20 protein-coding genes and 1 pseudogene are annotated in these 26,123 nt (G+C 37.0%); 13 read left to right on the top strand and 8 right to left on the bottom strand.

The annotated features are described in order from the left end of the window. The first annotated feature begins 16 nt into the window (after positions 1-16). From AB1279_RS21340 to AB1279_RS21305, 8 genes are all read left to right on the top strand, one after another. On the top strand, positions 17-4,033 hold the full coding sequence (locus AB1279_RS21340) for a Pls/PosA family non-ribosomal peptide synthetase (RefSeq protein WP_429760848.1): 4,017 nt from the start codon (positions 17-19) through the stop codon (positions 4,031-4,033). A 254-nt stretch (positions 4,034-4,287) separates the two neighbouring features. Next, entirely contained in the window at positions 4,288-4,752 is a 465-nt protein-coding gene (locus AB1279_RS21335) for a hypothetical protein (RefSeq protein ID WP_429760847.1), read from the top strand. Between the two features lie 15 nt (positions 4,753-4,767). Continuing rightward, a complete protein-coding gene (locus tag AB1279_RS21330; protein ID WP_429760845.1) occupies positions 4,768-5,061 on the top strand; it encodes a DUF2653 family protein in 294 nt (97 codons plus the stop codon). Positions 5,062-5,292: 231 nt separating this feature from the next. Then, on the top strand, positions 5,293-6,318 hold the full coding sequence (locus tag AB1279_RS21325; protein ID WP_429760843.1) for an efflux RND transporter periplasmic adaptor subunit: 1,026 nt from the start codon (positions 5,293-5,295) through the stop codon (positions 6,316-6,318). 2 nt (positions 6,319-6,320) lie between these two features. Next, positions 6,321-7,058 (top strand): ABC transporter ATP-binding protein, encoded by a 738-nt coding sequence (locus AB1279_RS21320; RefSeq protein ID WP_429752385.1) that lies wholly within the window; start codon positions 6,321-6,323, stop codon positions 7,056-7,058. Continuing rightward, the gene (locus AB1279_RS21315) at positions 7,006-8,175 is read left to right on the top strand and encodes an ABC transporter permease (RefSeq protein ID WP_429760841.1); all 1,170 of its coding nucleotides are present in this window, start codon (positions 7,006-7,008) and stop codon (positions 8,173-8,175) included. The genes AB1279_RS21320 and AB1279_RS21315 overlap by 53 nt, the downstream gene beginning before the upstream one ends. Before the next feature lie 338 nt (positions 8,176-8,513). After that, positions 8,514-9,185, top strand: a complete 672-nt coding sequence (locus AB1279_RS21310; protein ID WP_429760840.1) for a response regulator transcription factor — start codon at positions 8,514-8,516, stop codon at positions 9,183-9,185. Next, a complete protein-coding gene (locus AB1279_RS21305; RefSeq protein ID WP_429760839.1) occupies positions 9,182-10,477 on the top strand; it encodes a sensor histidine kinase in 1,296 nt (431 codons plus the stop codon). The genes AB1279_RS21310 and AB1279_RS21305 overlap by 4 nt, the downstream gene beginning before the upstream one ends. A gap of 300 nt (positions 10,478-10,777) precedes the next feature. On the opposite strand, the pseudogene AB1279_RS21300 reads toward AB1279_RS21305, so the two are convergent. Continuing rightward, a pseudogene (locus AB1279_RS21300) lies at positions 10,778-11,421 on the bottom strand (alpha/beta family hydrolase). A 202-nt stretch (positions 11,422-11,623) separates the two neighbouring features. Here AB1279_RS21300 and AB1279_RS21295 point away from each other — a divergent pair. Together AB1279_RS21295 and AB1279_RS21290 are read left to right on the top strand one after the other, a co-directional pair. Further along, positions 11,624-12,061 (top strand): hypothetical protein, encoded by a 438-nt coding sequence (locus tag AB1279_RS21295; protein WP_429760838.1) that lies wholly within the window; start codon positions 11,624-11,626, stop codon positions 12,059-12,061. Between the two features lie 89 nt (positions 12,062-12,150). After that, positions 12,151-12,921: a transporter gene (locus tag AB1279_RS21290; protein WP_429761526.1), complete on the top strand. Its 771-nt coding sequence runs from the start codon at positions 12,151-12,153 to the stop codon at positions 12,919-12,921. A 547-nt stretch (positions 12,922-13,468) separates the two neighbouring features. On the opposite strand, the gene AB1279_RS21285 is transcribed toward AB1279_RS21290, so the two are convergent. Both AB1279_RS21285 and AB1279_RS21280 read right to left on the bottom strand, forming a co-directional pair. Beyond that, positions 13,469-14,002, bottom strand: a complete 534-nt coding sequence (locus AB1279_RS21285) for a DUF4871 domain-containing protein (RefSeq protein ID WP_429760837.1) — start codon at positions 14,000-14,002, stop codon at positions 13,469-13,471. Positions 14,003-14,082: 80 nt separating this feature from the next. After that, on the bottom strand, positions 14,083-15,021 hold the full coding sequence (locus tag AB1279_RS21280) for a DMT family transporter (RefSeq protein ID WP_429760836.1): 939 nt from the start codon (positions 15,019-15,021) through the stop codon (positions 14,083-14,085). A gap of 129 nt (positions 15,022-15,150) precedes the next feature. On the opposite strand from AB1279_RS21280, the gene AB1279_RS21275 reads away from it, so the two are divergent. Both AB1279_RS21275 and AB1279_RS21270 read left to right on the top strand, forming a co-directional pair. Continuing rightward, positions 15,151-16,548 carry a PLP-dependent aminotransferase family protein gene (locus tag AB1279_RS21275; protein WP_429760834.1) on the top strand — a complete coding sequence of 466 codons (1,398 nt, stop codon included), beginning with the start codon at positions 15,151-15,153 and terminating at the stop codon, positions 16,546-16,548. Between the two features lie 238 nt (positions 16,549-16,786). Then, entirely contained in the window at positions 16,787-17,305 is a 519-nt protein-coding gene (locus tag AB1279_RS21270) for a hypothetical protein (RefSeq protein WP_429760833.1), read from the top strand. A 75-nt stretch (positions 17,306-17,380) separates the two neighbouring features. On the opposite strand, the gene AB1279_RS21265 is transcribed toward AB1279_RS21270, so the two are convergent. From AB1279_RS21265 to fdhD, 5 genes are all read right to left on the bottom strand, one after another. Continuing rightward, a complete protein-coding gene (locus AB1279_RS21265; RefSeq protein ID WP_429752365.1) occupies positions 17,381-17,896 on the bottom strand; it encodes an N-acetyltransferase family protein in 516 nt (171 codons plus the stop codon). Positions 17,897-18,023: 127 nt separating this feature from the next. Further along, positions 18,024-19,400, bottom strand: a complete 1,377-nt coding sequence (locus tag AB1279_RS21260) for an ATP-binding protein (RefSeq protein WP_429760832.1) — start codon at positions 19,398-19,400, stop codon at positions 18,024-18,026. Between the two features lie 288 nt (positions 19,401-19,688). Next, on the bottom strand, positions 19,689-20,360 hold the full coding sequence (locus tag AB1279_RS21255) for a response regulator transcription factor (protein WP_429760831.1): 672 nt from the start codon (positions 20,358-20,360) through the stop codon (positions 19,689-19,691). A gap of 814 nt (positions 20,361-21,174) precedes the next feature. Further along, a complete protein-coding gene (locus AB1279_RS21250) occupies positions 21,175-21,681 on the bottom strand; it encodes an N-acetyltransferase family protein (protein WP_429752359.1) in 507 nt (168 codons plus the stop codon). Positions 21,682-21,939: 258 nt separating this feature from the next. After that, positions 21,940-22,740 (bottom strand): formate dehydrogenase accessory sulfurtransferase FdhD, encoded by an 801-nt coding sequence (fdhD, locus tag AB1279_RS21245; RefSeq protein ID WP_429760829.1) that lies wholly within the window; start codon positions 22,738-22,740, stop codon positions 21,940-21,942. Positions 22,741-23,173: 433 nt separating this feature from the next. Between fdhD and fdhF the strand changes: the two genes are divergently transcribed. After that, positions 23,174-26,116, top strand: a complete 2,943-nt coding sequence (gene fdhF, locus AB1279_RS21240; protein WP_429760827.1) for a formate dehydrogenase subunit alpha — start codon at positions 23,174-23,176, stop codon at positions 26,114-26,116. The last annotated feature ends 7 nt before the right edge of the window (positions 26,117-26,123 follow it).

Here is a 26,123-nt window from a genome sequence, read left to right as displayed (position 1 = left end):
GAAAGGGTTGAATTGCATGAGGTCTATACTTGAAGCATCTACACATACGCATTTTCCTCCTTTCGAATGGAATTACGGTCAAAGAAAACCAGAACTTCTTAAAGAGGAATGTTTACATTATATATTTGAAGAAACTGTAGATCGTTACGAAAATAGAGTAGCTGTTATTTGTGACGATAGAACGATAACGTATAGGGAGCTAGAAGTAGAAGCGAATAAATTAGCAAGATATTTACGATTGAAAGGAATTAAACGCGGCAGCTGTGTAGCGATTCTTCTAGATAAGTCTATAGAATCTTATATAGCAATGCTAGGTATTATGAAAGCGGGGGCAGCATATGTACCGCTAGATCCGAGTTATCCGGAAGATCGGGTGCAATATATTGTACAAGACTGCGGGATTGCTGCAGTTATTATGACTGAGGAAATTGCCGCTCGGTATCATGTAGGATGCTTAGCTGTACGATTGGATCAAGAGGCTGTGTTGATTGCAAATCAAGACGGTGAACGCTTATGTAGGGAAGAAGTGCAAGTACAATGTAATGATTTGTCTTACATTATTTACACTTCAGGCACCACAGGGCGTCCAAAAGGTGTGCTAATCGAGCATCATACTGCAGCTCATGTTGTGAGAGCTTCGCAAACTTTTTATAACGTTGTGCCAGAAGATCGAGTGTATCAAGGATTTACGACTGCGTTTGATGCCTCTGTGGAAGAAATTTGGATGGCATTTTCAAACGGTGCAGCTCTTGTAGTTGGTACACGTAAGTTACAGCAAAGCGGAATGGAGTTACCGAAGAGATTGACGGAGCTTGGCGTGACTGTTCTTTCTTGTGTACCAACATTGCTTACCATGTGGGAAGAAGATATTCCGACACTTCGTTTGCTAATTGTAGGAGGAGAAGAGTGTCCAAGTCATATTGTGAAGCGCTGGTGTCATCCAGGAAGGCGCATGATGAATACGTACGGTCCAACAGAAGCAACAGTAATTGCTACTTATGCAGAATGTGATCCGAATAAACCAGTGACAATTGGAAAACCTCTGCCTAACTATAGTGTTTATATTTTAGATGAGCAGATGAATTCCGTTCCAATTGGAGGATCTGGTGAATTATATATTGGAGGCGCCGGATTAGCTCGTGGCTATGTGAATCGAGAAGATTTAACGAAAGAAAAGTTCGTTAATAATCCATTTTGTAAAACGCCTTTTGATTCTTCACGTTTATATCGGACAGGAGACTTAGTTCGTTTTAACGAGGAAGGAGACATTGAATTTTTAGGCAGAATTGACAGTCAGGTGAAAATTCGTGGATATCGAGTTGAGCTGAACGAAATTGAAGCAGTTATTATGGACGTTCCTGATGTACGCAATGCTGTTGTGAATGTACATGAGCAAGCACCTGGACTACAAGTATTAGTTGCTTATATTGTATTGGATGAAGAAAAAACGTTGGATATATCGGTTATACACAATCGTCTTAAAGAACGTCTTCCAGCATATATGGTACCTTCTTACATTGAGGTACTTGATGAGCTTCCGACTCTTCTAAGCGGGAAGGTTGATCGTAAGAGTTTACCGGCACCGACAGGGCAGCATCGTTTCAATAAAGAATATACAGCGCCTAAAAACGAAACAGAAGAAATAATCGCAAAGGCATGGCAAGAAGTTTTCCAGCAAGAGATGATTTCTGTTACAGAGCATTTCTTTGATGACTTGGGCGGACATTCCTTATTTGCTGCACTTGTTGTATCAAAACTTCGGGAACATAGTATGATGACAGGCATGGCTGTTTCAGATGTGTATGCACATCCAACGATTGAACAGCTTGCTGACTTTATACAATCACAATCTAGAACTGAAATAAAGCAACCAGTTCGTAAAGAATTACCGCCTGTATCAGACGGTGTATATAAGAGAAATGGGTTTATGCAGGGAATCAGTATATACGCTCTTACACTGCTAGCATCTTTGCCATTTGTACTTGTGTATTTACATTTATCTAATAGTCCGTGGGGAGATGAGCAAATTTTCTTAGCTGCAGTTTCTATGTTTGCTATTTATTGCCCGGCTATGATTATTATTTCTATTGCGGCAAAGTGGCTCTTAATTGGTCGTTTTAAAGAGGGAGAGTATCCACTTTGGGGAAGTTATTATTTTCGTTGGTGGCTTGTGCGCCGAATTCAAGCACTTGCACCGGTTAGCTTCTTAACAGGAACACCATTTTTAAATTGGTATTATCGTCTGATGGGAGCAAAAATCGGAAAAGATTGTTATATTGGCACGCAGCACTTGCATTCGTTTGACTTAATTGAAATCGGAAATGAAAGCAGTATTGGATTAGACGCCCAACTGCTTGGTTACACAGTTGAAGGGAATATGCTGAAAATCGGTAAAATTTCAGTGGGAAGCAACTGTTATATTGGATCAAATGCTGTTATTTCACCTAATACAACTGTCCAAGATCACTCGCAATTAGGAGAGCAATCGATGCTTCCTTCTAATATGGTCATACCATTCAATGAGCGTTGGAGCGGCTCTCCTGCAAGACAAACAAATGTAAAAGATGAGCATGTAGAGGCAATGGCGGCTGTTACAGAAAGCCACAGCAGATTTCACCGTTTTGGGCTTGGGGTATTGTATGTAATGGGCGTCATTATGCTTATGCTCGTTCCAAGTATGAGCTTTTTACCAGCTATTTTTATAATACGAGGCTTATTTCCGTATACGGGAGCTTGGGAATTGCTTCTAGCACCTATATTTTCGCTTATTGGTGTAGTTACGTTAAGTTTTGTAATCGTATTGCTAAAACGAGTTATACTAGGCCGAGTAAAAGAAGGACAATATTCGCTCTATAGTACATTTTATGTACGAAAATGGTTTGTAGATAAGCTGCTTATGATGAGTTTAGTATTCAACAATTCGCTGTATGCAACAATTTATGCAGCACCATTTTTACGTCTACTCGGTGCGAAAATGGGGAAAATGGTTGAAGTTTCTACAGTTACGAATATTGCTCCGGATTTACTAATCGCGGGTGAAGGCAGCTTTATTGCTGATGCTGTTTCTATTGGTACACCAAAAGTATTTCATAATCAAATTCATATTGCGAAAACAAAGATTGGAAGCCGTACGTTTATTGGAAACAGCGCTCATATTGAAGGAGGAAAAACAATCGGAAATGGTTGTTTAATTGGAGTCATGTCTATTCCTCCTGAAGAAAAAGAGATTTCGGATGATACATCATGGTTAGGTTCACCATCTATATTTTTACCAAACCGAGACATTAATACTTCTTTTTCGGAAGAGGAAACATATCATCCAACAAGAAGTCTTTATATAAAACGACTTATGATTGAATTTTGTCGCGTTACGCTGCCTGGTGCTTTTGCGATTTGGATTAGTGGCTTGTTAGTGTTTAGTCTCTGGGAGGAAACTCGCTATTTTTCTGCCTTCGAGATCATTGCGTTGTTTCCATTGTTGGCTATAGGATCGGGTTTGCTAGCATCAGGAGCAGTTGTTATTATTAAAAAGTTGCTCATTGGCAGTTATGAGCAGACAGCGAAGCCATTATGGAGCACATTTGTATGGCGCAGTGAATTAGTGACAGCTTTATACGAAAATGTGACTGTCCCTTACTTGTTAAATCTATTTCTTGGGACACCATTTGCTCGCTATATCCTTGGTTGGTTTGGTGTGAAAGTAGGAGAAAGAGTCTTCCTGGATTCTACACACATATCAGAATTTGATTTGGTTCATATTGGAAATGGGGCTGCTATTAACTTGAACAGTACATTGCAGACTCATTTATTTGAGGATCGTGTGATGAAAATGTCCAATCTTGTTATTGGTGATAATTGTTCAATCGGAAATGGTTCTGTTGTTTTGTATGATACAGTTATGAATCAAGGATCATCGCTTGGAAATCTTTCGCTTGTCATGAAAGGAGAAACTTTGCCAGCTTATACACATTGGGAAGGGACATCTGCTCGTTATTGTTATGCCAAGCAGGGACAAGTTAAGGAAGTTGGGTGATTTCATATGCTAAAAATATATGCTGTGCATATGGAGAAAGAGACGTTCATCAATTGGGAACGTCCTCTTTCTTTTATTACAATCATAGCGGGAAATACAGAAGAACTGTTCTGATTTTTGTTGTTTTATCTTAAAAAGCATAGTGTTAGCAAGGTATTTCAGCTGTAGTTATCCCTTGTACAAAATACGTGCAAGAAATAGAAAAGTTGCTTATACTATTGCTACACTTCATTTTGATTAAAAGAGGGATTCAGATGAATATAAGTAAGAAAATTTTTACGCTAATGTTAGCTTTCACGTTGTTTGCCTTACCAACATTTGCACAGGCAAAAACCTTTAGTGGCGGCAAATCGTCAGTTTCATCTCATTCTAGTAGTAGTGGATTTAGCACGAAAGGATCGACTTCTGGTAGCTATCGTTCTTCAGATGGGACATATCATTCTGGCTATAAATCTTCGTCATCAAATGTGCAATCGAAGAAACCAGCTTCTGTAGATCAACATACATCACAGCCACAGCCAGCTCCTAAAAAATCTAGCTTTTGGGGTCATGCAGCATCATTTGGAGCAGGAGCTTTACTAGGTAGTATGCTACATCCATTTGGAAATCATGGAGTTGGTGGAGTAGGCGGCAGCTTTTTCTCTAGTGGTTTATTAATAGATATTGTCATCATTTTAGCAATTGTTTGGATTCTGCGACGTATTTTCGCAAGACGTTAAGAAGGAGAGAGAACGATGAAGATTTTCTTTATTGAACAAGATGTAGTTGATGCGGTTTGTGTACATGCGGCTTCTATCCACGCGTATCGTCCGGAACAAATTGATGTTGATTTGCAGTTTCATCCGAATAGAGGATTTGGCGCCAATGCTCGTTTACCGTACCGAACTGTAGAGCTTGGTGAGCAGGAGTTAATTGATGCAATTGCATTTTATCTAAGGGAATATCACAACTTTATTCCAGAAAGTTTGCGTATTGACTTACAATTCAATGAGCAAACAGGATTTGCAGCGGATATCGAAGTAGCGTAAATAAGAAAACATTCCGTAAGTTAAGTTGCTTTAAGAAGATTGTATGAAAAATGTTGTTTTACGGAATGAATAGATAGAAATGAAAAAGTAAATTGATTATAGTACATGAGATATGTTTAAAAGACTAGCATCTAAATAGACGCTAGTCTTTTTATTTTTGTTAAGGGAATTTTAAGGAATAGATTCGATAATAAGTCTTATTTAATGAACCATAGAAAAGGAGATAGGACTGTGAAAAAATGGATTAGTATTTTAGGGGTTCTTATCATTGTATTTGGTGCAGGGGCTTGGTATGTATTGAAGAATAAGTCGCAACCAGTGATGAATCAAGCAGTAAGTGTGGCAGTTCAAAAAGGGAAACTAGATGTGAAAGTAACAGGTTCTGGTTCTACTCAATCTGTGACAAATGAAGATATTACAGCAGACGCAAATAAAGTAGTCGATTCCGTATTAGTTTCAGCAAATGATGTAGTAAAAAAGGGTCAGGAGTTAATTACATTTACAGATGGAAGTGATTCAATTGTAGCACCAGCTGATGGAACAATTACATCTATATCAGTGCAAGCTGGAGATCGTGTAACGAGTGGGAAGGCTGTTGCTCATATTACAAACTATAGTGATTTAGAAACAGTTACTCAAGTTGATGAATTAGATATTCCAAAAGTGCAGGTTGGACAAAGTGTAACGGTAAAAGTAAATTCATTTCCAGATACAACCTATACAGGAAAGGTAACAGATGTAGCAAAGGAAGGAACAGTTTCTAATGGTGTATCTACATTCAATGTAACAATTCATATTGATAATCCAAAAGATTTGAAAATTGGAATGACAACAGAAGCTAGCATTTTGACTGATAGTAAAGATAATGTTCTATATGTTCCAGTAGAAGCAGTTCATACAAGAGGAGATCAAAAGTTTGTTCTCGTTCAATCTTCAACAGCTTCTTCTAATGGACAGACAAGTTCTAATGGACAAGTAAGTTCTAAGGGTAAGACAAATTCTAATGGACAGGCAAATATGGAACGAAAACTTGTTAAAACAGGTATTCATAATGAAGATTACGTAGAAATTACGGAAGGATTGCAAGAAGGGGATCATGTTCAATTACCTATGGCTGCACAAGGAAATGCAGCAAATAATAACAATAATAAACAAAGAGGCTTTATGATGTCACCAGGCGGAGGCATGGGAGGCGGCTACGGTGGCGGCTACGGCGGCGGAGGTATGAATAGAAATAGAGCTGGAGGGAGAGGGTGAGAATGAAACCAATTATTGAGATTCATAATATGGCTAAATCATATGAGATGGGCGGCGAAATTGTACGTGCGCTCGATAATGTTTCTCTTACAATCTATGAAGGTGATTTTCTCTCCATTATCGGTCCTTCTGGATCAGGAAAGTCTACGTTTATGAATATGGTTGGTTGTTTAGATCGTCCAGATGATGGACAGTATCTATTGGATGGAGATGCAGTAGATAAGATGAATGATAATCAACTAGCCACGATTCGAAATGAAAAAATCGGATTCATTTTTCAAAACTTTAATTTGCTTACAAAACTAACTGCGCTTGAAAATATTGAATTGCCCCTTTTATATCGAGGGATGAGTCAAAAGGAAAGAACAAATATGGCGTATAGCTGTTTAGAGAAAGTGGGTTTACAAGAGAGGGCTCATCATTTGCCGAGTCAATTGTCAGGTGGACAGCAGCAGCGCGTTGCGATCGCACGCGCTTTAGCTGGAAACCCGCCAATCTTATTAGCGGATGAACCGACAGGGGCATTAGATAGCAAAACAAGTGAAGAGATTATTGAGGTCATGAAAGAGCTTCATATGCAAGGACATACAATTATTTTAATTACGCACGATTTAGAAGTAGCAAAACAAGCAAGCCGGATTGTTCGTATACAAGATGGGCAATTGTTTGAAAGTAGAGGTGAGTACATTGGGACTGATACAATCCGTCAAAATGGCAATGCGCAGTATCAAAGGCAATAAGTTACGAGCATTTTTAACGATGCTAGGCATTATTATTGGTGTTGCGTCTGTTATTGTACTTGTCTCGATTGGTCAAGGCTCAAGTCAAGCTGTAACAAATCAAATTAATAGCTTAGGAACGAATTTGTTAACAGTAAACATGATGGGATCTGACACGATAAAACTTACTGAAGAAGATGTTGCAAAGTTTCAAAAGATTGATGGGGTAAAAAACATGTCCCCTGTTGTTTCAGGACGAGTTACTGTAAAAAATGGGAAAGTTTCAACACAAGTATCACTTACTGGAACAAATAGTTCTTATGAGCAAGTTCGCGATATGAAAGTAAATGAAGGTCGTTTTTTATCAGATATGGATGTAGAATATAGACAAAAAGTTATTGTACTTGGTGCGAATACAGCACAAAATCTATTTGGATTTGAAAACCCAATTGGAAAATATGTACAAGTAAATGGTGCGTCTTTTAAAATAGTAGGTGTACTTGCTTCAAAAGGTGGTTCTATGGGACAAAGCGGTGACGATGTTATTATTATGCCGCTAAGTACAGCGCAGCGAGTTGTGAAGAATACAAGTATACAAACGTTGTATGTGCAAGTGAGTAGCGAGGGAAAAATAGATACTGTCATGGCACAAATTCAAAATAAATTAGCTGTAATGTTCCCAAATAAGCAAGATAACTACAGCGTATTTAGTCAAAAAGATTTAGTAGATACGATGAGTTCGGTAACAGGTACAATGACGATGATGCTCGGAGGAATTGCTTGTATTTCTTTATTAGTTGGCGGAATCGGAATTATGAATATTATGCTTGTATCTGTCTCAGAACGAACGAAAGAAATTGGCATTCGTAAAGCAATTGGTGCGAAAAGAAGAGATATTTTATTACAATTTCTCATTGAATCAGTGGTACTAAGTTCGCTTGGAGGATTAATCGGAATGGGAATAGGGCTATTGGTTGCAAAGGTTCTTTCCGCGGCAACGGGTATGACGGTTGCTTATTCTCTTCCTATTACATTGCTAGCATTTTTATTCTCCTTATTAGTAGGAGTTGGATTTGGGGTGTTTCCAGCCAATAAAGCATCAAAGCTGCATCCTATTCAAGCACTTCGATATGAATAGAACATGTTATTGACGGCATTTTTGCCTAGAAAAGAAAGCGATCGCATATTGCGGCCGCTTTCTTTTGCTAGTAGAAAGTGGAACTTCCATCAGCGGAGGAGTTACTCTATGATAGTCTTATAAGTAAATTTCTCTTGTGGTTCCTCATAATCTAGGGGTGTTACTACTCGTTAATGCGGGATAAAGTAGAGATTTTTCATTCCTACTGATTAGCATCATCAATCGGACCTTTACGAACATTCATTGTCCACCTATCTTCTTTGTTTTTTAGAATGATGATGTGAAAGTCTTATTGTTTGTGAATATATCGAAGAAAAAATAAGGGGTGAAGAAGTGAGATGCGTTTATTAGTTGTGGAAGATCATCCTCCATTATTGGAGTCAATTACACAAATTTTACGAAATGAATTTGAAGTAGATACAGCAAAAAGTGGTGAAGAAGGATTATTTCTAGCATTGCAAAATATTTATGATGCAATTCTTCTAGATGTGATGCTTCCAGAGATGGATGGATTTGAAGTAATTCAGCGGATTCGAAGTGAAAAGATTCAAACGCCAGTTTTATTCCTTACTGCAAAAGACTCTTTAGAAGATCGAGTAAAAGGATTGGACTTTGGCGGAGATGATTATTTAGTGAAACCATTTCAGGCACCAGAACTTCAGGCAAGAATTCGCGCTTTATTAAGAAGGAGCGGGAGCCTAACAACTAATCAAACGATTCAGTATCGTGGCATTGAGTTGTTTGGAAAAGAGAAAGATATTCAAGTGGATGAGGTACCTATAAAATTAACGTTAAAGCAATATGAGCTATTAGAGTATCTAATTCAAAATAGCGGGAAGATTTTAATGCGCGAACAAATTTTTGATAGAGTATGGGGATTCGATTCTGATACAACAGTAGCCATCGTGGAGGTATATGTGCATCATCTGCGAAAAAAATTAGAACCATTTGGATATCATAAAGATATACAAACTGTTCGTGGGATTGGATATATATTAAAAGAACAATGAGAAAACAGAGTATGTTTCAAAAAACGCGCATTCAACTTACGATTTTGAACTCATTAGTATTCATCATATTCATTGGTATGTTAGGAAATGTTATTTATTCATATACACATAAACGGCTATATGAAGGAATAGATGATTCAATGGATAGGTCCATTAAGAAACTAGAACAAGGAGCCAATTCTATTCCAGGTCAGTTTGATTTTAACAAAGACGTGCATATTGGTGATTCCCGGACTATCGTTTTACAATGGGATGCAAAGAATCAACTGGCAGGGATGGAACCACGATTTATAGATCCAAGCTTTTTTGAGAGAAATCAATCTAAATTATTTCCTAAAACATTTGGAGAACGGCAGGATATAGAAGTAGAAGGCGTAAATTTTCGGATGATTGCAGTTCAAGGAGATATTGATTCAGGAAAAATTACGTTTCAAGTGTTACGAGAAATAAACGCTGAAAAGGAAATGCTGCATACACTTCTGCTTATTCTAGTAATTGGATGCAGTATAGCAAGTATATGTGCGGTAGGAATTGGATTTTTCTTAGCTGGCAAGGCGCTTATACCAATTACGAATGCTTGGCATAAACAACAGCAGTTTGTTTCAGATGCTTCACATGAGTTACGAACACCTTTAGCAGTAATTCAATCTAAAGCAGACGTATTGTTTCAATCACCTACCGCAACAATAGAAGACAAGGCGATGGATATTTCAATTATATCAAAGGAATGCCGACGCTTATCCAAGCTAGTTGCAAGTCTGCTGACATTAGCACGTTCTGATTCAGATCAAATTGAAATGGACAAGAAAACTTTTGCATTAGATAAATTGCTAAGTGAAATTGTAAATCCTTATTCGGAAATTGCTTTATATGAAGAAAAAACAATCACGTTAGATGTAGTTCCTTCTATTTTGTTTATGGGAGATAAAGAGCGTATTCATCAATTAATTGTAATTTTATTAGATAATGCGATGAAGTATACAAATGCAGGTGGAAATATTGAGGTATCTTGCTCTGAAACAACAAATGGGATTGTAATTCAAGTGAAAGATGATGGTGTTGGTATCGCTGAAGAAGACATCTCAAAAATTTTTGACCGTTTTTATCAAGTTGATAAATCAAGAGCAGCATCAAACGGAGCTGGATTAGGCCTTTCTATCGCAAGCTGGATAGTTGAAAAGCATTCTGGAAAAATAAAAGTGCATAGCAAAGTTGGAGAAGGTACTTGTTTTGAAATTATATTTCCAAAGAATCCAAAGTACGAAATATTTATAAGAAAGAAAAATAGGTAATTACAAAGACAATCTTGTTTTATCCCGCTATTCGCGGGCAGTAATACTCCCACCTCAAAACTCGGCGAAAGCAAAGAAGTTAGGTGGGAGATAAACTGCCCGTAAAAGCCCGATTGGTTCAACTAATAATCAGTGGGGGATGGAGAAAATCCCCACTGATTAAAGTTTCACTTTATACTGATGAGTTCGGATTTGAAGAAAAATAACCATTTAAAAGAGGTGCAATTCGCACCTCTTTTGCATTTACTTTAGCAATGAAATTAGCACCCAAATTGGTGAACTTTTGATAGCAGTTTATCCCTAATTTGTCCTAACGATTTCTTGGAGTTTTTCTATTACCCTTGATAAAGCTAAAATTGAATTTGTTGTTTCAAATTCTTCAACATCTAAGGAATGGTTTGCATTTTGGACAACATCAATCTTTAAATTTGATTTACTTAATTGGTCAATTTGATTTGAATTGTAATGATGATCTTTATCCCCGATAACTAAAAGCCCTTGATGTTCACTATTCAAGATGGAATCAAAAATTGAATCAGACTGTAACAGTGGAGTAAGTAAAATCATTTTTGACTTTAAGAATTCATCTCTCTTCATTAAGTCATTCGCAATTGGAATTGTTCCGAGTGATTTTCCTAAAAAAATTGAATTGTTGTATTGCCCATTTTTAAAAACATCTAAAATCACAGGATTAATGTCATCCATCATTATTTTGGTTAGTTCTTCAATCGTTTTTTTCATTGTTTGCTCATCATAGGAGTAATGGATTGGACAATATCGATGTTGTTTTGGCGCATTACCATCGTCGAATAATAAAACAAGGGTTTGTCGTAATTGTAACCTGAACCTGAAAACATAAAGCAAATCGTTTTGGAACCCATTTCTATATGTGTATAACGAATCGTTTTGTCGTTTACTTGTATTTCCTTTTTATTTCCTTTCATCATTTTCCCCTCCGAAACTTTTATAATATCATAACATAAATTACCAATTTATTTATTGGAAATAGATTATATCCTTACCTGTTAGTTTTATACAAGACTGTCTTTTTTAAGGAAAAGTTAAGGAATCCTTTTCATAATAAATATAGACATAATGACGAATTACAAATGAGAAATGATGAAAAAGGAGAGTGAAGAGTGGAAAATGAAAAGAATGAGAAAACTCCATTTTTGGATTGGGTTAATTGCTTCGGTATTTATTTTTATTCAATCTGTAACAGGGATATATATGTATTTTAATGAAAAAGGCCACGGTGAAAGAATAGGAGGAGCTGCTAATTTTAAAGAACGAGGATTTGGTGGAAATGGTGCTATAGGGAATGGACAAAATGGACAAGGAATGCAAGCTGGGAATTCCAATTTTAATCAAAGAGATGCAGCGACAAATGGACAATTTTTTCAAGATAGAAATAATGGGGGATTCAATTCTCTATCAAAATTAGTTAAGGAACTGCATACAGGAGTAATTGGACTAATTGGTGCGATTATTATGCTTATTTTAACTGGAACTGGACTATGTATATCTTTTGTCATGTTGCGAGCAAGATGGAGAGTAAGGCGTCAAAAAGACATAACGGCTTAAGGAACAGTCATGATGAAGGGAGGAAGTGAAAGGTGGTTAGAAAAAAGACGTTTGGTTTACTGGTTGTTGGAGTATTAAGTCTCAGTGTAATGGGTGGAGCTTCTGCTTGTTCAAATAAGGAAGCAAATCAAGGGAAATTATCTCAACCTAGTAGTGCACAAGTAAATGGTGAGACTGTACATGCTGCATATACAGAAGATAAAGCACAGAATTTAGGAATTTCCACAGAAGGAAAAGAGCTACTTACACTTGAGAAGGAAATTCATGAAACGGAAGTAGAAAAAGAAGCAAATCAGCTGGGAATTTCTACAGAAGGAAAAGATGCTGGAACACTTTCTGAAGAAATATATGAAGCGAAGGTCAAAAAAGAAGCAGAAAAACTTGGAATACCAGTAGGGGGAAAAGCAATTGTAGATTTAATAGCGGAAATTAATAAAATTAAAATAAAAAGTGAAGCAGAAAAATTAGGAGTTTCTACAGAAGGGAAAGAGACTGGTGCGATAGCTGAAGAGCTTTATGGCACAAAAGTAAAAAACGAAGCAAAGCAACTTGGTATTTCGGAAAAGGGAAAAAGTATGGAAGCGTTAGCGAAAGAAATATATGAAACGAAAATTCAAACAGAAGCAAAAAACCTTCATATTGATTTGTACGGAAAAGATATTTATCAAGTGTTACAAGAAATTAATGATCAAAAGGCTTTGCAAGTGGCAAAAGAACTTGGGATAGATGTGACGGATAAGGATACAGAGCAGCTTACAGAGGAAATTGGAAAACAACAGCCAGACCGAGTGCAAGAACTTCACTTTTCACCTTGGATACAAACAGATGCAGATGCATTTTACTATTATTTAACATCCTAAAAAGAAGTTTTATAACGTATGCTGGCTTTTCGAAAAAAGAGATAAGGGATCGAAACAATGAAACCTTATCTCTTTTTATTTGATTGTATGAGTGATATTCATTATTTGTTTAACTCCATTGCAATAGTTTTACCATTCACTAAAACTAAGACTACCGCTACTACAACTTCCATTATTTTTTTCATCTCTTATCTCTCCTTGTTTTTGGTTTTATTTCTTACTCTTAGTATAAATGGGAGGAAGAGATGGAACCATTGAATTAGATGACGTGAGAATTACAGTTTTGTAAGGAAAATGCTATGATCTGTCCCGCTATTCGCGGGCAGTAAGACCCCACCTCAAGATGCAGAGAAGATCGTTGTTAGAATCTCTGGTCGTTTCGCTCCCTCGGACGAGGCAAAAAGCGCCTCTCTGCCTTGAGCTCCAATGTCCTGTGATTCTGGGCGAGCCGCTTCCGCTTTTCTATAGAAGTTAGGTGGGGGAATAACTGCCAGTAAAAGCCCGATTGGTTCAACTAACCATAAGTGGGGATGAAAAAACTCCCCACTTATGGAAGTTTCACTTTATCACTTTCTTCTACATGTACAACAATCTGTCCATACAACATTTCTCCGATGTATACATTTAATAGCCATAAACCAGAAGAAGGGAGTGACATACTAGAGGGAATACTCGTGATATCTTTTGTAATCTCTTGCGGTGCCGTCCATATATTACCTGTTACTTTATCTTGAGAAAAGACAGGAACTGGTTTTGTTGAGCCTTGTTTTATTGCAATGACGGTTAGCTTTCCAGAGGGGATATTTGGACCCAGAAAGAACCACATATATTTATTTGGTTGATTAGCAATCCAAGTAGTATCTACAAGTGCGACCTTATTTTCTATACCTTTTAGAGATATTTTATCATGCTGAAATGATGGACTTTCCTCCCAATTGACATCTTTAAGAATGCTGAGGTGAAAGAAAGAGGGAATGTTATTTTGTGGTTGTGTCGTTTCCATTATTTTTTTTGAATCTACTGTAATCGTACAGCCAGTGATGAGAGAGGAGAGAAGTAGCACGGTTCCAAGTTTTTTCATTTTGCCACGCTCCTATGCATATTTGTATTTTAATTGTATTGGACAAAAGAAAGAACAATTCCTGTAAAAGAAAAGAGAGGCTACGCGGACAGCGTTTCCCCTTTTCTTACATGTGTTCTGTTGCTAGATTTTTCTGGCATTGTTAAAAAGACAACTGCGACAATAATGAAAATACCACCTAATAATTGATAGGCTCCAAATGATTCATTTAACCAGATAATTGAAACAATAGCTGCTACGAGTGGTTCAATACTTGATAAAATACTTGTTTCTGTTGCAGATAAATATTTTAGACTACCAATATAGAGAAAGAAAGAAAGTGTTCCACTTATAATTACGAGAATAAGCATAGAAAATGTGCTCATTGTTAATGTATTTGCTACATGACGGAAATGGAATTCTTGATTATATAGAAATAAAGAAATTCCTCCAAGTAACATCCCCCAACCGACAATTACTGATGTTCCCCATTGTTTAATAAGAGAAGCGGGATGGAGTGTGTAAAAAGCAAAGCCGACTGCTGTTAAAATACCAAATAATATCGCTTGTTTAGAGAGAACAATATTTTCAATTGAACCGTTAGTAATAAGAAAATACGTACCTGTCAGTGCAGCGACGATTGCTATAACCTGCATAAAGGAAGGAAGTTTTTTATGCTGCATTGTAACATAAATAGTAATAAGAACTGGACCGAGAAATTGAAATAGTGTCGCGGTTACAGCATTACTTATATGCACTGTTTCAATAAATGCATACTGAGCACCAAGCATGCCAACAATCGCAAAAATTAGTAGTTGAATCCAATGACTTGGATACTTCCAAATCCCAAATATATTTTGTTTTGTAAGTAGTAAGAAGCATAAAATAAACATGCCTGCTAATAGTAGGCGTATGACTAAAAAATCAGTAGATGATAGTTCAGTATGGTTAAATAGCCATTGAATCATAGGACCAGATAATCCCCATAATGTTGCTCCACTAATAATCATCATCAGACCGAGATGTCGAGGTGATTTCATGATGTATCCTCCTTTGATATGAAAGTTCTTGATTTATTAAAACAGAAATGATAAGCATGAAAGTATTATATATAACTTCTGATACTGTAAAAAGTGTCAGTTTTTTATAAAATAAAGGGGTCAGTTTGTATGTTAGAATTAACACCGAAATTTGATATTCATAGTAAAGAGCCATTATATGTACAACTATATAATTACATAAAAGAGGAAATGAAATCTGGAAATGTCCCACCTCATACGAAATTACCATCGAAGCGTAAATTAGCTCACTATTTGCAAATTAGCCAAAATACAATTGAAGCTGCATATGGTCAGCTTGTTGCAGAAGGTTACATAGAGGCGATTTCACGTAAAGGATATTTCGTATGTGAAATGGAGCAAAATGTATTGCATGTACAACAAAAAATGCAACATGTAAAAGAAATGCTTTATGATGAACGAGACTATGTATTTGACTTTACGCATACAGGTGTTGATGCTCAGTCATTTCCATTTGCCCTATATCGTAAATTGACGAATGAAGTGCTGCAGATTGAGAATGAAAAAGTACTACTGCTTGGGCATCCGCAAGGGGAACTTGGATTGCGAAAAGAAATTGCAAAATATCTGTACGAATCGCGAGGTGTCCATTGTTCACCAAGTCAAATTATTATTGGAGCAGGAACACAATATTTAATAAGAATGCTATTTCAATTGTTAAAGGAAAGTACATTTGCGGTAGAAAATCCAGGATACCATCGAAAAATTGTTACGTATGAAAAAGGGATAGAGCATGTGGAACTGCTTCCCCTTGATAAAGATGGAATTATACTTTCGCATTTAGAAGAAAGCGATGCAAATGTCGTGTTTGTTACGCCGTCCCATCAATTTCCGTGCGGGATGATTATGCCGATTTCAAGGCGAATGCAGCTCTTACATTGGGCAGAGAAAGAGGAAGGGCGTTATATTGTAGAAGATGATTATGATAGTGAATTTCGCTATTCTGGTAAACCAATTCCAGCTCTCCAGGGACTGGATAAAAACGGAAAGGTTATTTATATGAGTACTTTTTCGAAAGCGCTGCTACCATCGTTACGTATCAGTTATATGGTGCTCCCAAAAGCGCTAGTTGAAGTATATCAACAAGACTATTTCTTTTATACGCAGACTGTATCGCGAATTGATCAAGAAATTGTGAAACGCTTTCTCGAAGGTGGACATTGGGAAAAGCATATTCATAAAATGAGAGTTGTGTATCGAAAGAAAAGAGATACATTAGTTTCAGCAATTTCAACACATTTTCCGAAATATGTTGAAATAATTGGACAAGATTCAGGACTGCATATATTATTACGCACAAATAATGGCATGACAGAACAAGAACTTATTGAACGAGCGGCAGTATATAGTATTAAGGTATATCAGGTTTCTATGTACTATGATGAGATGAACGCTGATAATAAAACAATCTTGCTTGGTTTTGCGATTTTATCTGAGGAAGAAATTGAGGAAGCTGTTCAATTGTTGGCAAAAGCATGGTTTAACTGAGGAGTTTAACGATTTTTTTTAGGAAGGCTACATATAATCCTTCTCCTGAATGAAACTTATTCACAAGTCTACTTCTTTATCTCATATTAATGGAGCGTAATCCCTCTATCGAAGGAAGTTCTACTCTATGTAAAAGTGGCTACATCCACATATACATAATGGTGGAAGAACAATCATAGGTTAGGAAAAGAAGAGGAAAAGCTTGCAGCATAGATATTGAGATGGGAGGGAATGGCTAGTGGAGGATGCTTATAGGGAGATATTTTGGAGAATAGTCCTTGCAGCTATTTGCGGCTGTGTTGGAGGAATTGTAAACATTGTAGTAAATGGGAATTATATTAAAAGTCGAATGATACTCTCAGATCAAAGTGGAATTGAAAGTCGATATGTGTTTGGAACAATTAAAGAGCCTATTGCAGGTATATTTAGTGCAATTTTAGTAACACTACCGATGGATGTAACGAAAGAGCACTATTTATTCATACAAACAGCTTTAATTGCAGGTTTTGGGAGTAGCACATTTCTGAAAAGTTATGTGCAAAAATCAATGGTAATAGAAGCTCAAAAGAGTAGTGATATTATTAAGAAATATGAAGGGAAACTTGCTTCATTAGAAATAAATTTAGAAGATGAGGCTAAAGAAAAACTTAAAAATTTACAAATGCAAGTAAAAACGGCTGTTAGTCCATCAGAAATTCGGTTTTATAATAAACAAATTGAAGGGATATTAAAAGGAGCAACTCATTTTACTTCATAAATTGAGTTCAGTGTTTGTAAAACAAAAAAGTTTCTATAATTATAAAGAAAAAGGGACTCTTGCAAGTTCCTTTTTCTATGCGTTTTCTTCATGTAAAAATAAAACCATATGCTCTTCGTCCCAATATTGATCGTTATATTTTAATGAACGTTCTTGTACGCCAAATGTTTTAAAGCCTAATGATTCATAGAGTTTTTTTGCACCTTCATTGCCAACGACAACATCAAGCATCAGTTGTTCTACTTCTAATTCTTTTGCTTTTTCAATGGCTGCTTGCATAAGTGCTCTACCAGCACCGAGTCCACGCGCTTTTGGAGAAACATAAACAGCACCGATTTTTGCTTTATGTTCCTGCTTTAAAAATGATTTCGTTTCCAGAGTTGCAGCACCGATTAATTCGCCATCTTTAAAAGCGCCAAGTGTATAATTTTCATTTTGAGATAATACTTCTGCTTTATATTCAACAGGATCTTCTTTGTTAAGAATATCTTCGTAAGCGGAGCTGAAGGCTTCTGGGTTTTGCTTTAATCCTTCAACGCGAAGTTCTAAATAAATTTCTGCATCCTTTTTTGTCAATACACGAATTTCCAATCATATCACCTTCTAAATCTTTGGTAGTTGTATATACATATTATATTAAAGTAATAATAATTTCAAAAATATACTATTTATGGTTAATGTTATTGGTTGAAAATTATTTACTAAAATAATAAAAATGTTATTGAATTGGTAATTCTATCGTAAATACAGTTCCAGCTCCAACTTCACTTGTTACATGTATAGAACCACCGTGTAATTCTACGATTTCTTTTGCAACAGCTAAGCCAATACCTTTTCCACCAGTTGCTCGTGTTCGGGATTTATCGACCCGATAGAAGCGCTCAAAAATATGCGGTAAGTCTTCACTTGGAATTCCCTCTCCTTCATCTTGCACATGTATAAGAAAAGTATGCTCCTTTTTTAATACTTGTACTGTAATTTGAGAATCTTCGTGAGAATGTTGGTGTGCATTATGGAGTAAATTCAGCATGACTTGCTCCATGCGGCGTTCGTCTATGCAGACAGATAAATCTTCAGGGCAATATAAAGAGATGTCCATTTTCTTTTTTTGAAGAGATGGTTTTATTTTTTCAACCATACGCTCTACAAATGGTAGCAGTGAAATGGGCTGCTTTTTTATAGCAAATTGGTGTTGTTCAAGCTGTGCAAGTTCAAATAAATCTTGTACGAGTTCGGTAATATTTTCTGTTTCTTCTTCAATGATTTGTAAATATTCTTCCCGTTCTTCTTTCGATAAAGACTCTCTTTTTGCAACTTTTGTATATCCTTTTACATATGTGAGCGGGGTTAATAATTCATGTGCGACACTTGCGAGAAATTCGTTTCGTTCCTTTTTCATATAGGTTAGCTCACTAGAAAGCTGTTCAATTGTTCCTGCTAAACTTCCTAATTCGTCCTTACTCTTAATACCTAATGTAATCGGTTCATTTTGCTTCATCATTTTTTCGGTTGCTCGCTTCATTTTGATAAGTGGATTTGTAATAACTCTTGAAAATAAAAACACTAAAATTGTTGTGAGAGCCACTGTCAATGCACCGACGGTAACGAACTGTTTCGTTAAGCGATAAATCATTTCTTTTATAGAAGCAGTTGCTAAAAACATATGGACATAGCCAACCACTACCCCATATTTTGTAATAGGACTGACTGTTGAAATATATTTTGACGCTTTCCAGCGATCTTCTGTTATCATTCCATCTCTAGGAATATACGTAATCTTTTTTACAAGTTGTTTGTGCATGTCTTCTGTAATGGGATCAGAAGAAGATAAAATATTACCCGCTGCATTTGTTATGACGAGTTTCGTATGAGAAGGGGAGTTAGATTCCATCATCGTTGCGCGTTCAACGGCTCGTTCGCTATAGCGTTTTTCAATAATATCACGATACCAATTTCCCTTTGCTAATAAGGATGTAGTTTCTTCATTTACACGCATTTGCGCCAGTGTTGTATGAAAGGATACAAATAATACGGATTCAATGCAAAGAGATAATAATAAAAAGTATGTACCAAGCTTTATAGAAAGTTTATTCATTATGATTCACAACCTTTTTCCTGTACTAACAGGCAGTAAGACTCCCGCCGCAAAGTTCTGAAGAAACAACGAAATTCGGTAGAAGAAAAACTGCTGGCATATGCCCGATTGGTGAGGGCTAACCATCGGAGAAAGGCATTCCGATGGAAGTTTCACTTTACCCCGCTCTAACAGTCGGTAAGATGCTTAGCTACGAGGTAATACCAAACCGACTGTAAGAGCCCGATTGGTTCAACTAATCTTTTGGAGAAGAGCGTTCCAAAAGGAAGTTTCACTTTATCTTTACGATTAGTTACCTTTCCATTTGTAACCGATTTTATAAACAGTTTCTAGATAATCTTCAATAGGGAATCCTACTTTTCGAAGCTTTTCGCGTATATTACGAATGTGAGAATCAACGGTACGATATTCAATATCTGTTTGAAATCCCCATATTTTTTCGATAAGTTCATCACGGCTATAAGCACGGTTTATATTTTGCAAAAAGAGTCCAAGTAATGAAAATTCAATTGGTGTAAGAGCGAGCTTTTCATTATAGACAGTCACGGTATGCCTCGTTTTATCCCAGTCAATTCCGTTAAAGCTTACGAACCCTTCCTTTTTCGTACGACGCAGTACAGCTTCAATACGAGCAATTAATACTTGCTCATCAAACGGTTTTGTAATATAGTCATCAGCACCTAAGGTGAGACCTTTTACCATGTCATAATTTTGATTACGTGCAGTTAGCATAATAATGGGTACGTTACTTATTTGCCGAATTTGAAAGCAAGTTTCCCAGCCGTCCATTTTTGGCATCATCACGTCTAATAAGATAAGATCAAATTCTTTTTGTTGAACGAGTTCAAGTGCTTCTTGTCCTGAAGTTGCCTTCATGCAAAAATGCCCGCGCGGACTTAAAAATAAATCTAATAAGCGCAGCATACGTTCTTCATCATCTACTAATAATAGTTTTGCCATAACGATGTACACCTCAAATTTCCAGTATTTATCCCGCTATTAACGGGCAGTAAGCCCCTCACTTCAAGATTCAAAGAGGAACAAGGAAGCTAGGTGGGGGATAACTGCCCGTAAAAGCCCGATTGGTGAGGGCTGACCTGTTGGAGAAGAGCGCTCCAACAGGAAGTTTCACTTTATCCCGCTATTCGCGGGCGGTAGGTCCCCACTTCAAGATTGAGAGAGAATCGTTGTCCAGCTCTAGCGGCTAGAATCCCCGGTCGTTTCGTCCCCTCGGGCGAGCCGCTTCCGCTTTTCTACAGAAGATAGGTAAAGTTAAGTCCTCATTGCTAGAAGTTTCCCTTATATATTTTACATGAACTTTATAAAAAACACTGTTCATATTATAAAGAAAAGGACAATTGCCATAAAAAATGCACTACTTTTGCAAATCTTTCTTTTATAATTGGGAATGTAGCAGCACAAAAAATACCCTATGTTGCGACATAACGTCTTGTCATTTTGTTTTTCAAAATGGCAAATTCCATTCTATTGTGTAAGTGAGATAGAGAAAATTTTTCGTATTCACCTCGCATCGGATAAGAAAAATTTCTATCTCACCTTTTTTTGTTAATAAAGGGAATTTAAATAATGAACATAAAGAAGGATTCCTAAAAAATAGAAACGAAATGCAGCTATAGCCTGTATTACGGTAACGATGATAATGAACTGAGCCAATTGGGCTCTTATAGATGAGTTTGTATTAAAACCCGCCTGGACGGGATAAAAATAAGAAGCCTCGCACAATGTGCGGGGCTTTTTTAGTGGTCTTCTATGACTAAGTATTTAAAAATAAAACCATATGCTCTTCATCCCAATATTGTCCGTTATATTTTAAACCGCGTTCTTCTACGCCATATGTTTGGAAACCGAGTGATTCGTATAGTTTCTTTGCCGGTTCATTTCCGACAACAACATCAAGCATGATTTGTTCTATATTTAACCTTGGTGCATTTTCAATGATTGTTTCAATTAATGCTCTTCCAGCACCAAGACCACGTGCCTTCGGAGAAACATACACAGAGCCAATTTTTGCTTTATGCTCTTGTTTAATAAATGGTTTAATTTCAAGTGTAGCGATGCCGATTAATTCATCGTCTTTAAAAGCACCTATTGTAAATTTTTCAGGATTGTCTAATCGTTTCGCCATTGCAGCAACAGGATTTTCTTGTTTCATAACATCTTCATAAGAGGAACTAAATGCTTCAGGATTTTGAGTTAACCCTTCTACGCAAAGCTGTAAATATATACTTGCATCTTCTTTTGTTAAGACACGAATGTTCATACAAGCAACCTCCTAATGGTTTTATGTAATGAAATTATATATTAACTTTATTAATTATTCAATAGCTATATATGTTACGTTTTTATAACTAAAAAGGTTCCTCATGTGAGAAACCTTTTTAATTTTTTATATGGAAGCTTCACTTTACCCCGCTCTAACAGTCGGTAAGGCGCTTAGTTGCGAAGTAATACCAAACCGTCTGTAAGAGCCCGATTGGGTCAACTAACCTTTTGAAGAAGAGCGCTTCAAAAGGAAGTATCACTTTATAAACCCTTCGATTCGCTGTGGATGTGTGTAAATATTACAAGAATCACCGCGAATAAAGCCAACGACAGTAATTCCTAAATCTTGAGCAAGCTCTAAAGCTAATTTTGTCGGGGCTGATTTCGATAGGACAATTTCACAGCCGATTTTTGCTACCTTGAGTAAAATTTCCGATGATATGCGGCCGCTAAAGGCAATTACTTTTCCATGTATTGAAATGTTATTACGTAAGCAATGACCGTAAATTTTGTCCAAAGCATTGTGGCGCCCAATGTCCATTCGGGAAATAAGAATTTGTGTTGCATCACATAACGCAGTGTTATGTACACCGCCTGTTTGCTTGAAAGTAGTAGAGGACTCTTGTAAATCTTTCATTAAGCGAAAGCAATCTTCTGGCTTGAGAGTAATATGAATATCGTGCATTGTTTTTGCTTTTGCAGCATCATTGACAAATACAAAGCCTTGTCTGCTTTTCCCGCAGCAAGATGTAACATAACGTTTGTTATAACAAGTTTGATATAGTGGATTTGTTTGCGATGTTGTTACATGCGCAAATCCTTTTTCTTTTTGGATCCATAATTGTTCAATGTGTTCATAGGAAGGAATGATCCCTTCTGATACTAAGAAGCCAACGACCATATCTTCAATATGATCAGGTGTACAGACAATCGTTACATATTCTTCACCATTTAGTTTAATTGTAAGTGGATATTCTGTTACAATTTCATCATCTTTTTGATGAAATGTACCATTTCGGTACTGAATCATTGGATATGTACCTTGAACAGACTCCATATAAAATTCCCCTTTATCAATTATTCTCCCATTTTCATCCCGCTATTTTAGGGCAGTAAGACCCCCACCTCAAGATTGAGAGAAAAGCGAAGAAGACAGGTGGGGGATAACTGCCCGTAAAAGCCCGATTGGTGAGGGCTGACCTTTTGGAGAAGAGCGCTCCAAAAGGAAGTTTCACTTTATCATAAAACAATAGAAAAGGAAACGCATTCGTTTTGTATTTTTGCTACATTTCTTGGTGATTATTTGTGTTCTACGATATAATAGAATAGTAGTAATATACATCGATTGTAAGCTTATTTTATACATCAAGAATCTAACTCTAAGAACTGCTTTCTATTTTGAAAAATAGTGTATAGCAACATTGTTTTGAAAACGTATTCAAAATGTGTTTAAAACATGTTGTACAGTTGGTTGTAAGGAGAGGGGAAAGATGTCAGAACACACAATTCGTGTAACTGTTGATGGCGTAGAGTATATTTCATCTGGTAAGAAAACGATCTTGCAGTTATTAAACGAAAGAAAGCTTGAACATCCGCAAATTTGTCACGTACCAGAAGTAGATCCAATTCAGACATGTGATACGTGTATTGTTGAGGTAAACGGGAAGTTGGTGCGTGCATGTTCAACGAACCTTGAAGAAGGTATGTATATTGAAAGAAAATCAAAGCGAGCGATTGAAGCACAAACAGAAGCGATGGATCGGTTATTGGAGAATCATCTATTGTATTGTACTGTTTGTGATAATAATAACGGGAATTGTAAAGTGCATAATACAGTGCATATGATGGGGATTGAAGAGCAGAAATATCCATATGAACCAAAGGTGAGCGCTTCAGAAGTGGATATGTCTCATCCATTTTATCGTTATGATCCAAATCAATGTATTGCATGTGGTCAATGTGTAGAAGTATGTCAAAACTTACAAGTAAATGAAACCTTATCAATTGATTGGAATTTAGATCGGCCGCGTGTGGTTTGGGATAATGGCGTATCAATTAATGATTCGTCTTGTGTAAGTTGCGGTCAATGTGTAACTGTTTGTCCATGTAATGCTTTAATGGAGAAGTCGATGCTTGGGGAAGCTGGCTTTATGACAGGTCTCAAACAAGATGTTTTAAATCCAATGATTGATTTTGTTAAGGATGTAGAACCGGGTTATAGCAGTATTTTAGCTGTTTCGGAAGTAGAGGCAGCAATGCGTAAAACGAAAATAAATAAAACGAAAACTGTTTGTACGTTTTGCGGTGTAGGATGTTCATTTGAAGTATGGACGAAAGACCGTCAAATTTTAAAAGTACAGCCTGTATCAGATGCACCGGTAAATGGGATTTCAACGTGTGTAAAAGGGAAATTTGGATGGGATTTTGTAAATAGTGAAGAACGTATTACAAAGCCGCTTATCCGTAAAGGAGACATGTTTGTTGAAGTAACTTGGGAAGAAGCGATGGAAGTTGTTGCAGCAAATATGAGTCATATTAAAAATCAATACGGCAGTGATGCTTTTGGTTTTATTTCTTCGTCTAAAGTAACAAATGAAGAGAACTATTTAATGCAAAAGCTTGCACGCCAAGTATACGGAACAAATAACGTGGATAACTGTTCCCGTTATTGTCAATCACCGGCAACAGACGGTCTATTTAAAACTGTAGGCATGGGCGGTGACGCAGGGACAATTAAAGATATCGCAGAGGCTGGGCTTGTTATTATTGTTGGGGCAAACCCAACAGAAGGTCATCCAGTTCTTGCAACGCGCGTGAAACGTGCACATAAATTGCATGATCAAAAATTAATTGTGGCTGATTTACGTAAACATGAAATGGCAGAGCGTGCCGATTTATTTGTTCACCCGCGTCAAGGGACAGACTATGTTTGGCTTGCAGGTGTAACGAAATATATGATCGATCAAGATTGGCATGATAAAGCATTTGTGACTGAAAACGTAAAGAATTTTGATGAATATAAAACAATGTTAGAGAAGTATACGCTTGATTATACAGAAAGTATAACAGGCATTTCCAAAGATACATTAAAAGAAATGGCAAAAATGATTCGCGATGCAGATGGCACATGTGTACTTTGGGGCATGGGTGTGACGCAGAATACAGGTGGAAGTACTACGTCTGCTGCTATCTCAAACTTATTGCTTGTAACAGGTAACTACCGTCGTCCGGGTGCTGGAGCATATCCGCTTCGCGGGCATAATAACGTACAAGGTGCTTGTGACATGGCAACATTACCAAACTGGTTGCCTGGTTACCAAGCGATATCGGATGATGCACTGCGCGCAAAATTTGAAAGTGCATACGGCGTACCTATTCCGAAAGAACCAGGATTAAATAATATTGCGATGCTGATTGCTGCAGAAGCAGGGAAATTACGTGGCATGTATGTCATGGGGGAAGAAATGGCATTAGTCGACTCTAATGCTAATCATGTGCAGCACATTTTAGGAAATCTTGATTTCCTTGTTGTACAAGATATGTTTTTAACAAAAACAGCTCGTTTTGCAGATGTCATTTTACCAGCAGCACCGAGTTTAGAAAAAGAAGGCACATTTACGAATACAGAACGCCGCATTCAACGTTTATACGAAGTAATGCCGCCGCTTGGTGATTCGAAACCAGACTGGTGGATTCTTCAAAAGGTAGCTCGTACGCTAGGAGCAAATTGGAATTATGAACATCCAAGCGAAATTATGGATGAAATCGCATCACTTGCTCCGTTATATTCACAGGCAACATATGACCGTTTAGAAGGATGGAATAGCTTGTGCTGGGGCAGTCATGATGGCAGTGATACACCATTATTATATGTAGATGGATTTAATTTTCCTGATAAAAAGGCACGTCTATCACTTAATGAATGGGTACCGCCAGTCGAGGCCCCGGAAGAATATGATTTATTATTAAATAATGGCCGAATGCTCGAACATTTCCATGAGGGGAATATGACAAAAAAATCGGCAGGTATTTTATCGAAAATGTCAGAGGTATTTGTTGAGATTTCTCCAGAGCTAGCGATGGAGCGAAATGTGAAAGATGGAGGTCTCGTAGAACTTGCATCACCGTTTGGAAAAATAAAAGTTCCGGCACTTATTACAGATCGTGTGACTGGAAACGAATTATATTTACCGATGCATGCAACAGTAAATGAAGAAGCAATTAATATTTTAACAGGAACGGCGACCGATCTTTATACATGTACACCGGCATATAAACAAACACGCGTCAAAATGCGTGTGCTGCGTGAAAAAGGAAATCGTCCGCTGCCTGCTTCTAACCCGCGAAATAAAAAGCGTCATCCGCAAAATGGTGTTGAAGTGCAGAAGAAATGGCAACGAAAACAATATGTATCACTTGTGGATGAAAACTAGGGGGGAG

The sequence above is a fragment of the Bacillus sp. S14(2024) genome (genome assembly GCF_050473785.1).
Lineage (GTDB): Bacteria > Bacillota > Bacilli > Bacillales > Bacillaceae_G > Bacillus_A > Bacillus_A yunxiaonensis.
This window is presented reverse-complemented; position numbering and strand designations above follow the sequence as displayed.

Coding starts and splice junctions, on each gene's coding strand:
- AB1279_RS21340 (WP_429760848.1), top strand. CDS start 17: ATGAGGTCTATACTTGAAGCATCTACACATACGCATTTTCCTCCTTTC.
- AB1279_RS21335 (WP_429760847.1), top strand. CDS start 4,288: ATGAATATAAGTAAGAAAATTTTTACGCTAATGTTAGCTTTCACGTTG.
- AB1279_RS21330 (WP_429760845.1), top strand. CDS start 4,768: ATGAAGATTTTCTTTATTGAACAAGATGTAGTTGATGCGGTTTGTGTA.
- AB1279_RS21320 (WP_429752385.1), top strand. CDS start 6,321: ATGAAACCAATTATTGAGATTCATAATATGGCTAAATCATATGAGATG.
- AB1279_RS21310 (WP_429760840.1), top strand. CDS start 8,514: ATGCGTTTATTAGTTGTGGAAGATCATCCTCCATTATTGGAGTCAATT.
- AB1279_RS21305 (WP_429760839.1), top strand. CDS start 9,182: ATGAGAAAACAGAGTATGTTTCAAAAAACGCGCATTCAACTTACGATT.
- AB1279_RS21295 (WP_429760838.1), top strand. CDS start 11,624: ATGAAAAGAATGAGAAAACTCCATTTTTGGATTGGGTTAATTGCTTCG.
- AB1279_RS21290 (WP_429761526.1), top strand. CDS start 12,151: ATGGGTGGAGCTTCTGCTTGTTCAAATAAGGAAGCAAATCAAGGGAAA.
- AB1279_RS21285 (WP_429760837.1), bottom strand. CDS start 14,002: ATGAAAAAACTTGGAACCGTGCTACTTCTCTCCTCTCTCATCACTGGC.
- AB1279_RS21280 (WP_429760836.1), bottom strand. CDS start 15,021: ATGAAATCACCTCGACATCTCGGTCTGATGATGATTATTAGTGGAGCA.
- AB1279_RS21275 (WP_429760834.1), top strand. CDS start 15,151: ATGTTAGAATTAACACCGAAATTTGATATTCATAGTAAAGAGCCATTA.
- AB1279_RS21260 (WP_429760832.1), bottom strand. CDS start 19,400: ATGAATAAACTTTCTATAAAGCTTGGTACATACTTTTTATTATTATCT.
- AB1279_RS21255 (WP_429760831.1), bottom strand. CDS start 20,360: ATGGCAAAACTATTATTAGTAGATGATGAAGAACGTATGCTGCGCTTA.
- AB1279_RS21250 (WP_429752359.1), bottom strand. CDS start 21,681: ATGAACATTCGTGTCTTAACAAAAGAAGATGCAAGTATATATTTACAG.
- fdhD (WP_429760829.1), bottom strand. CDS start 22,740: ATGGAGTCTGTTCAAGGTACATATCCAATGATTCAGTACCGAAATGGT.
- fdhF (WP_429760827.1), top strand. CDS start 23,174: ATGTCAGAACACACAATTCGTGTAACTGTTGATGGCGTAGAGTATATT.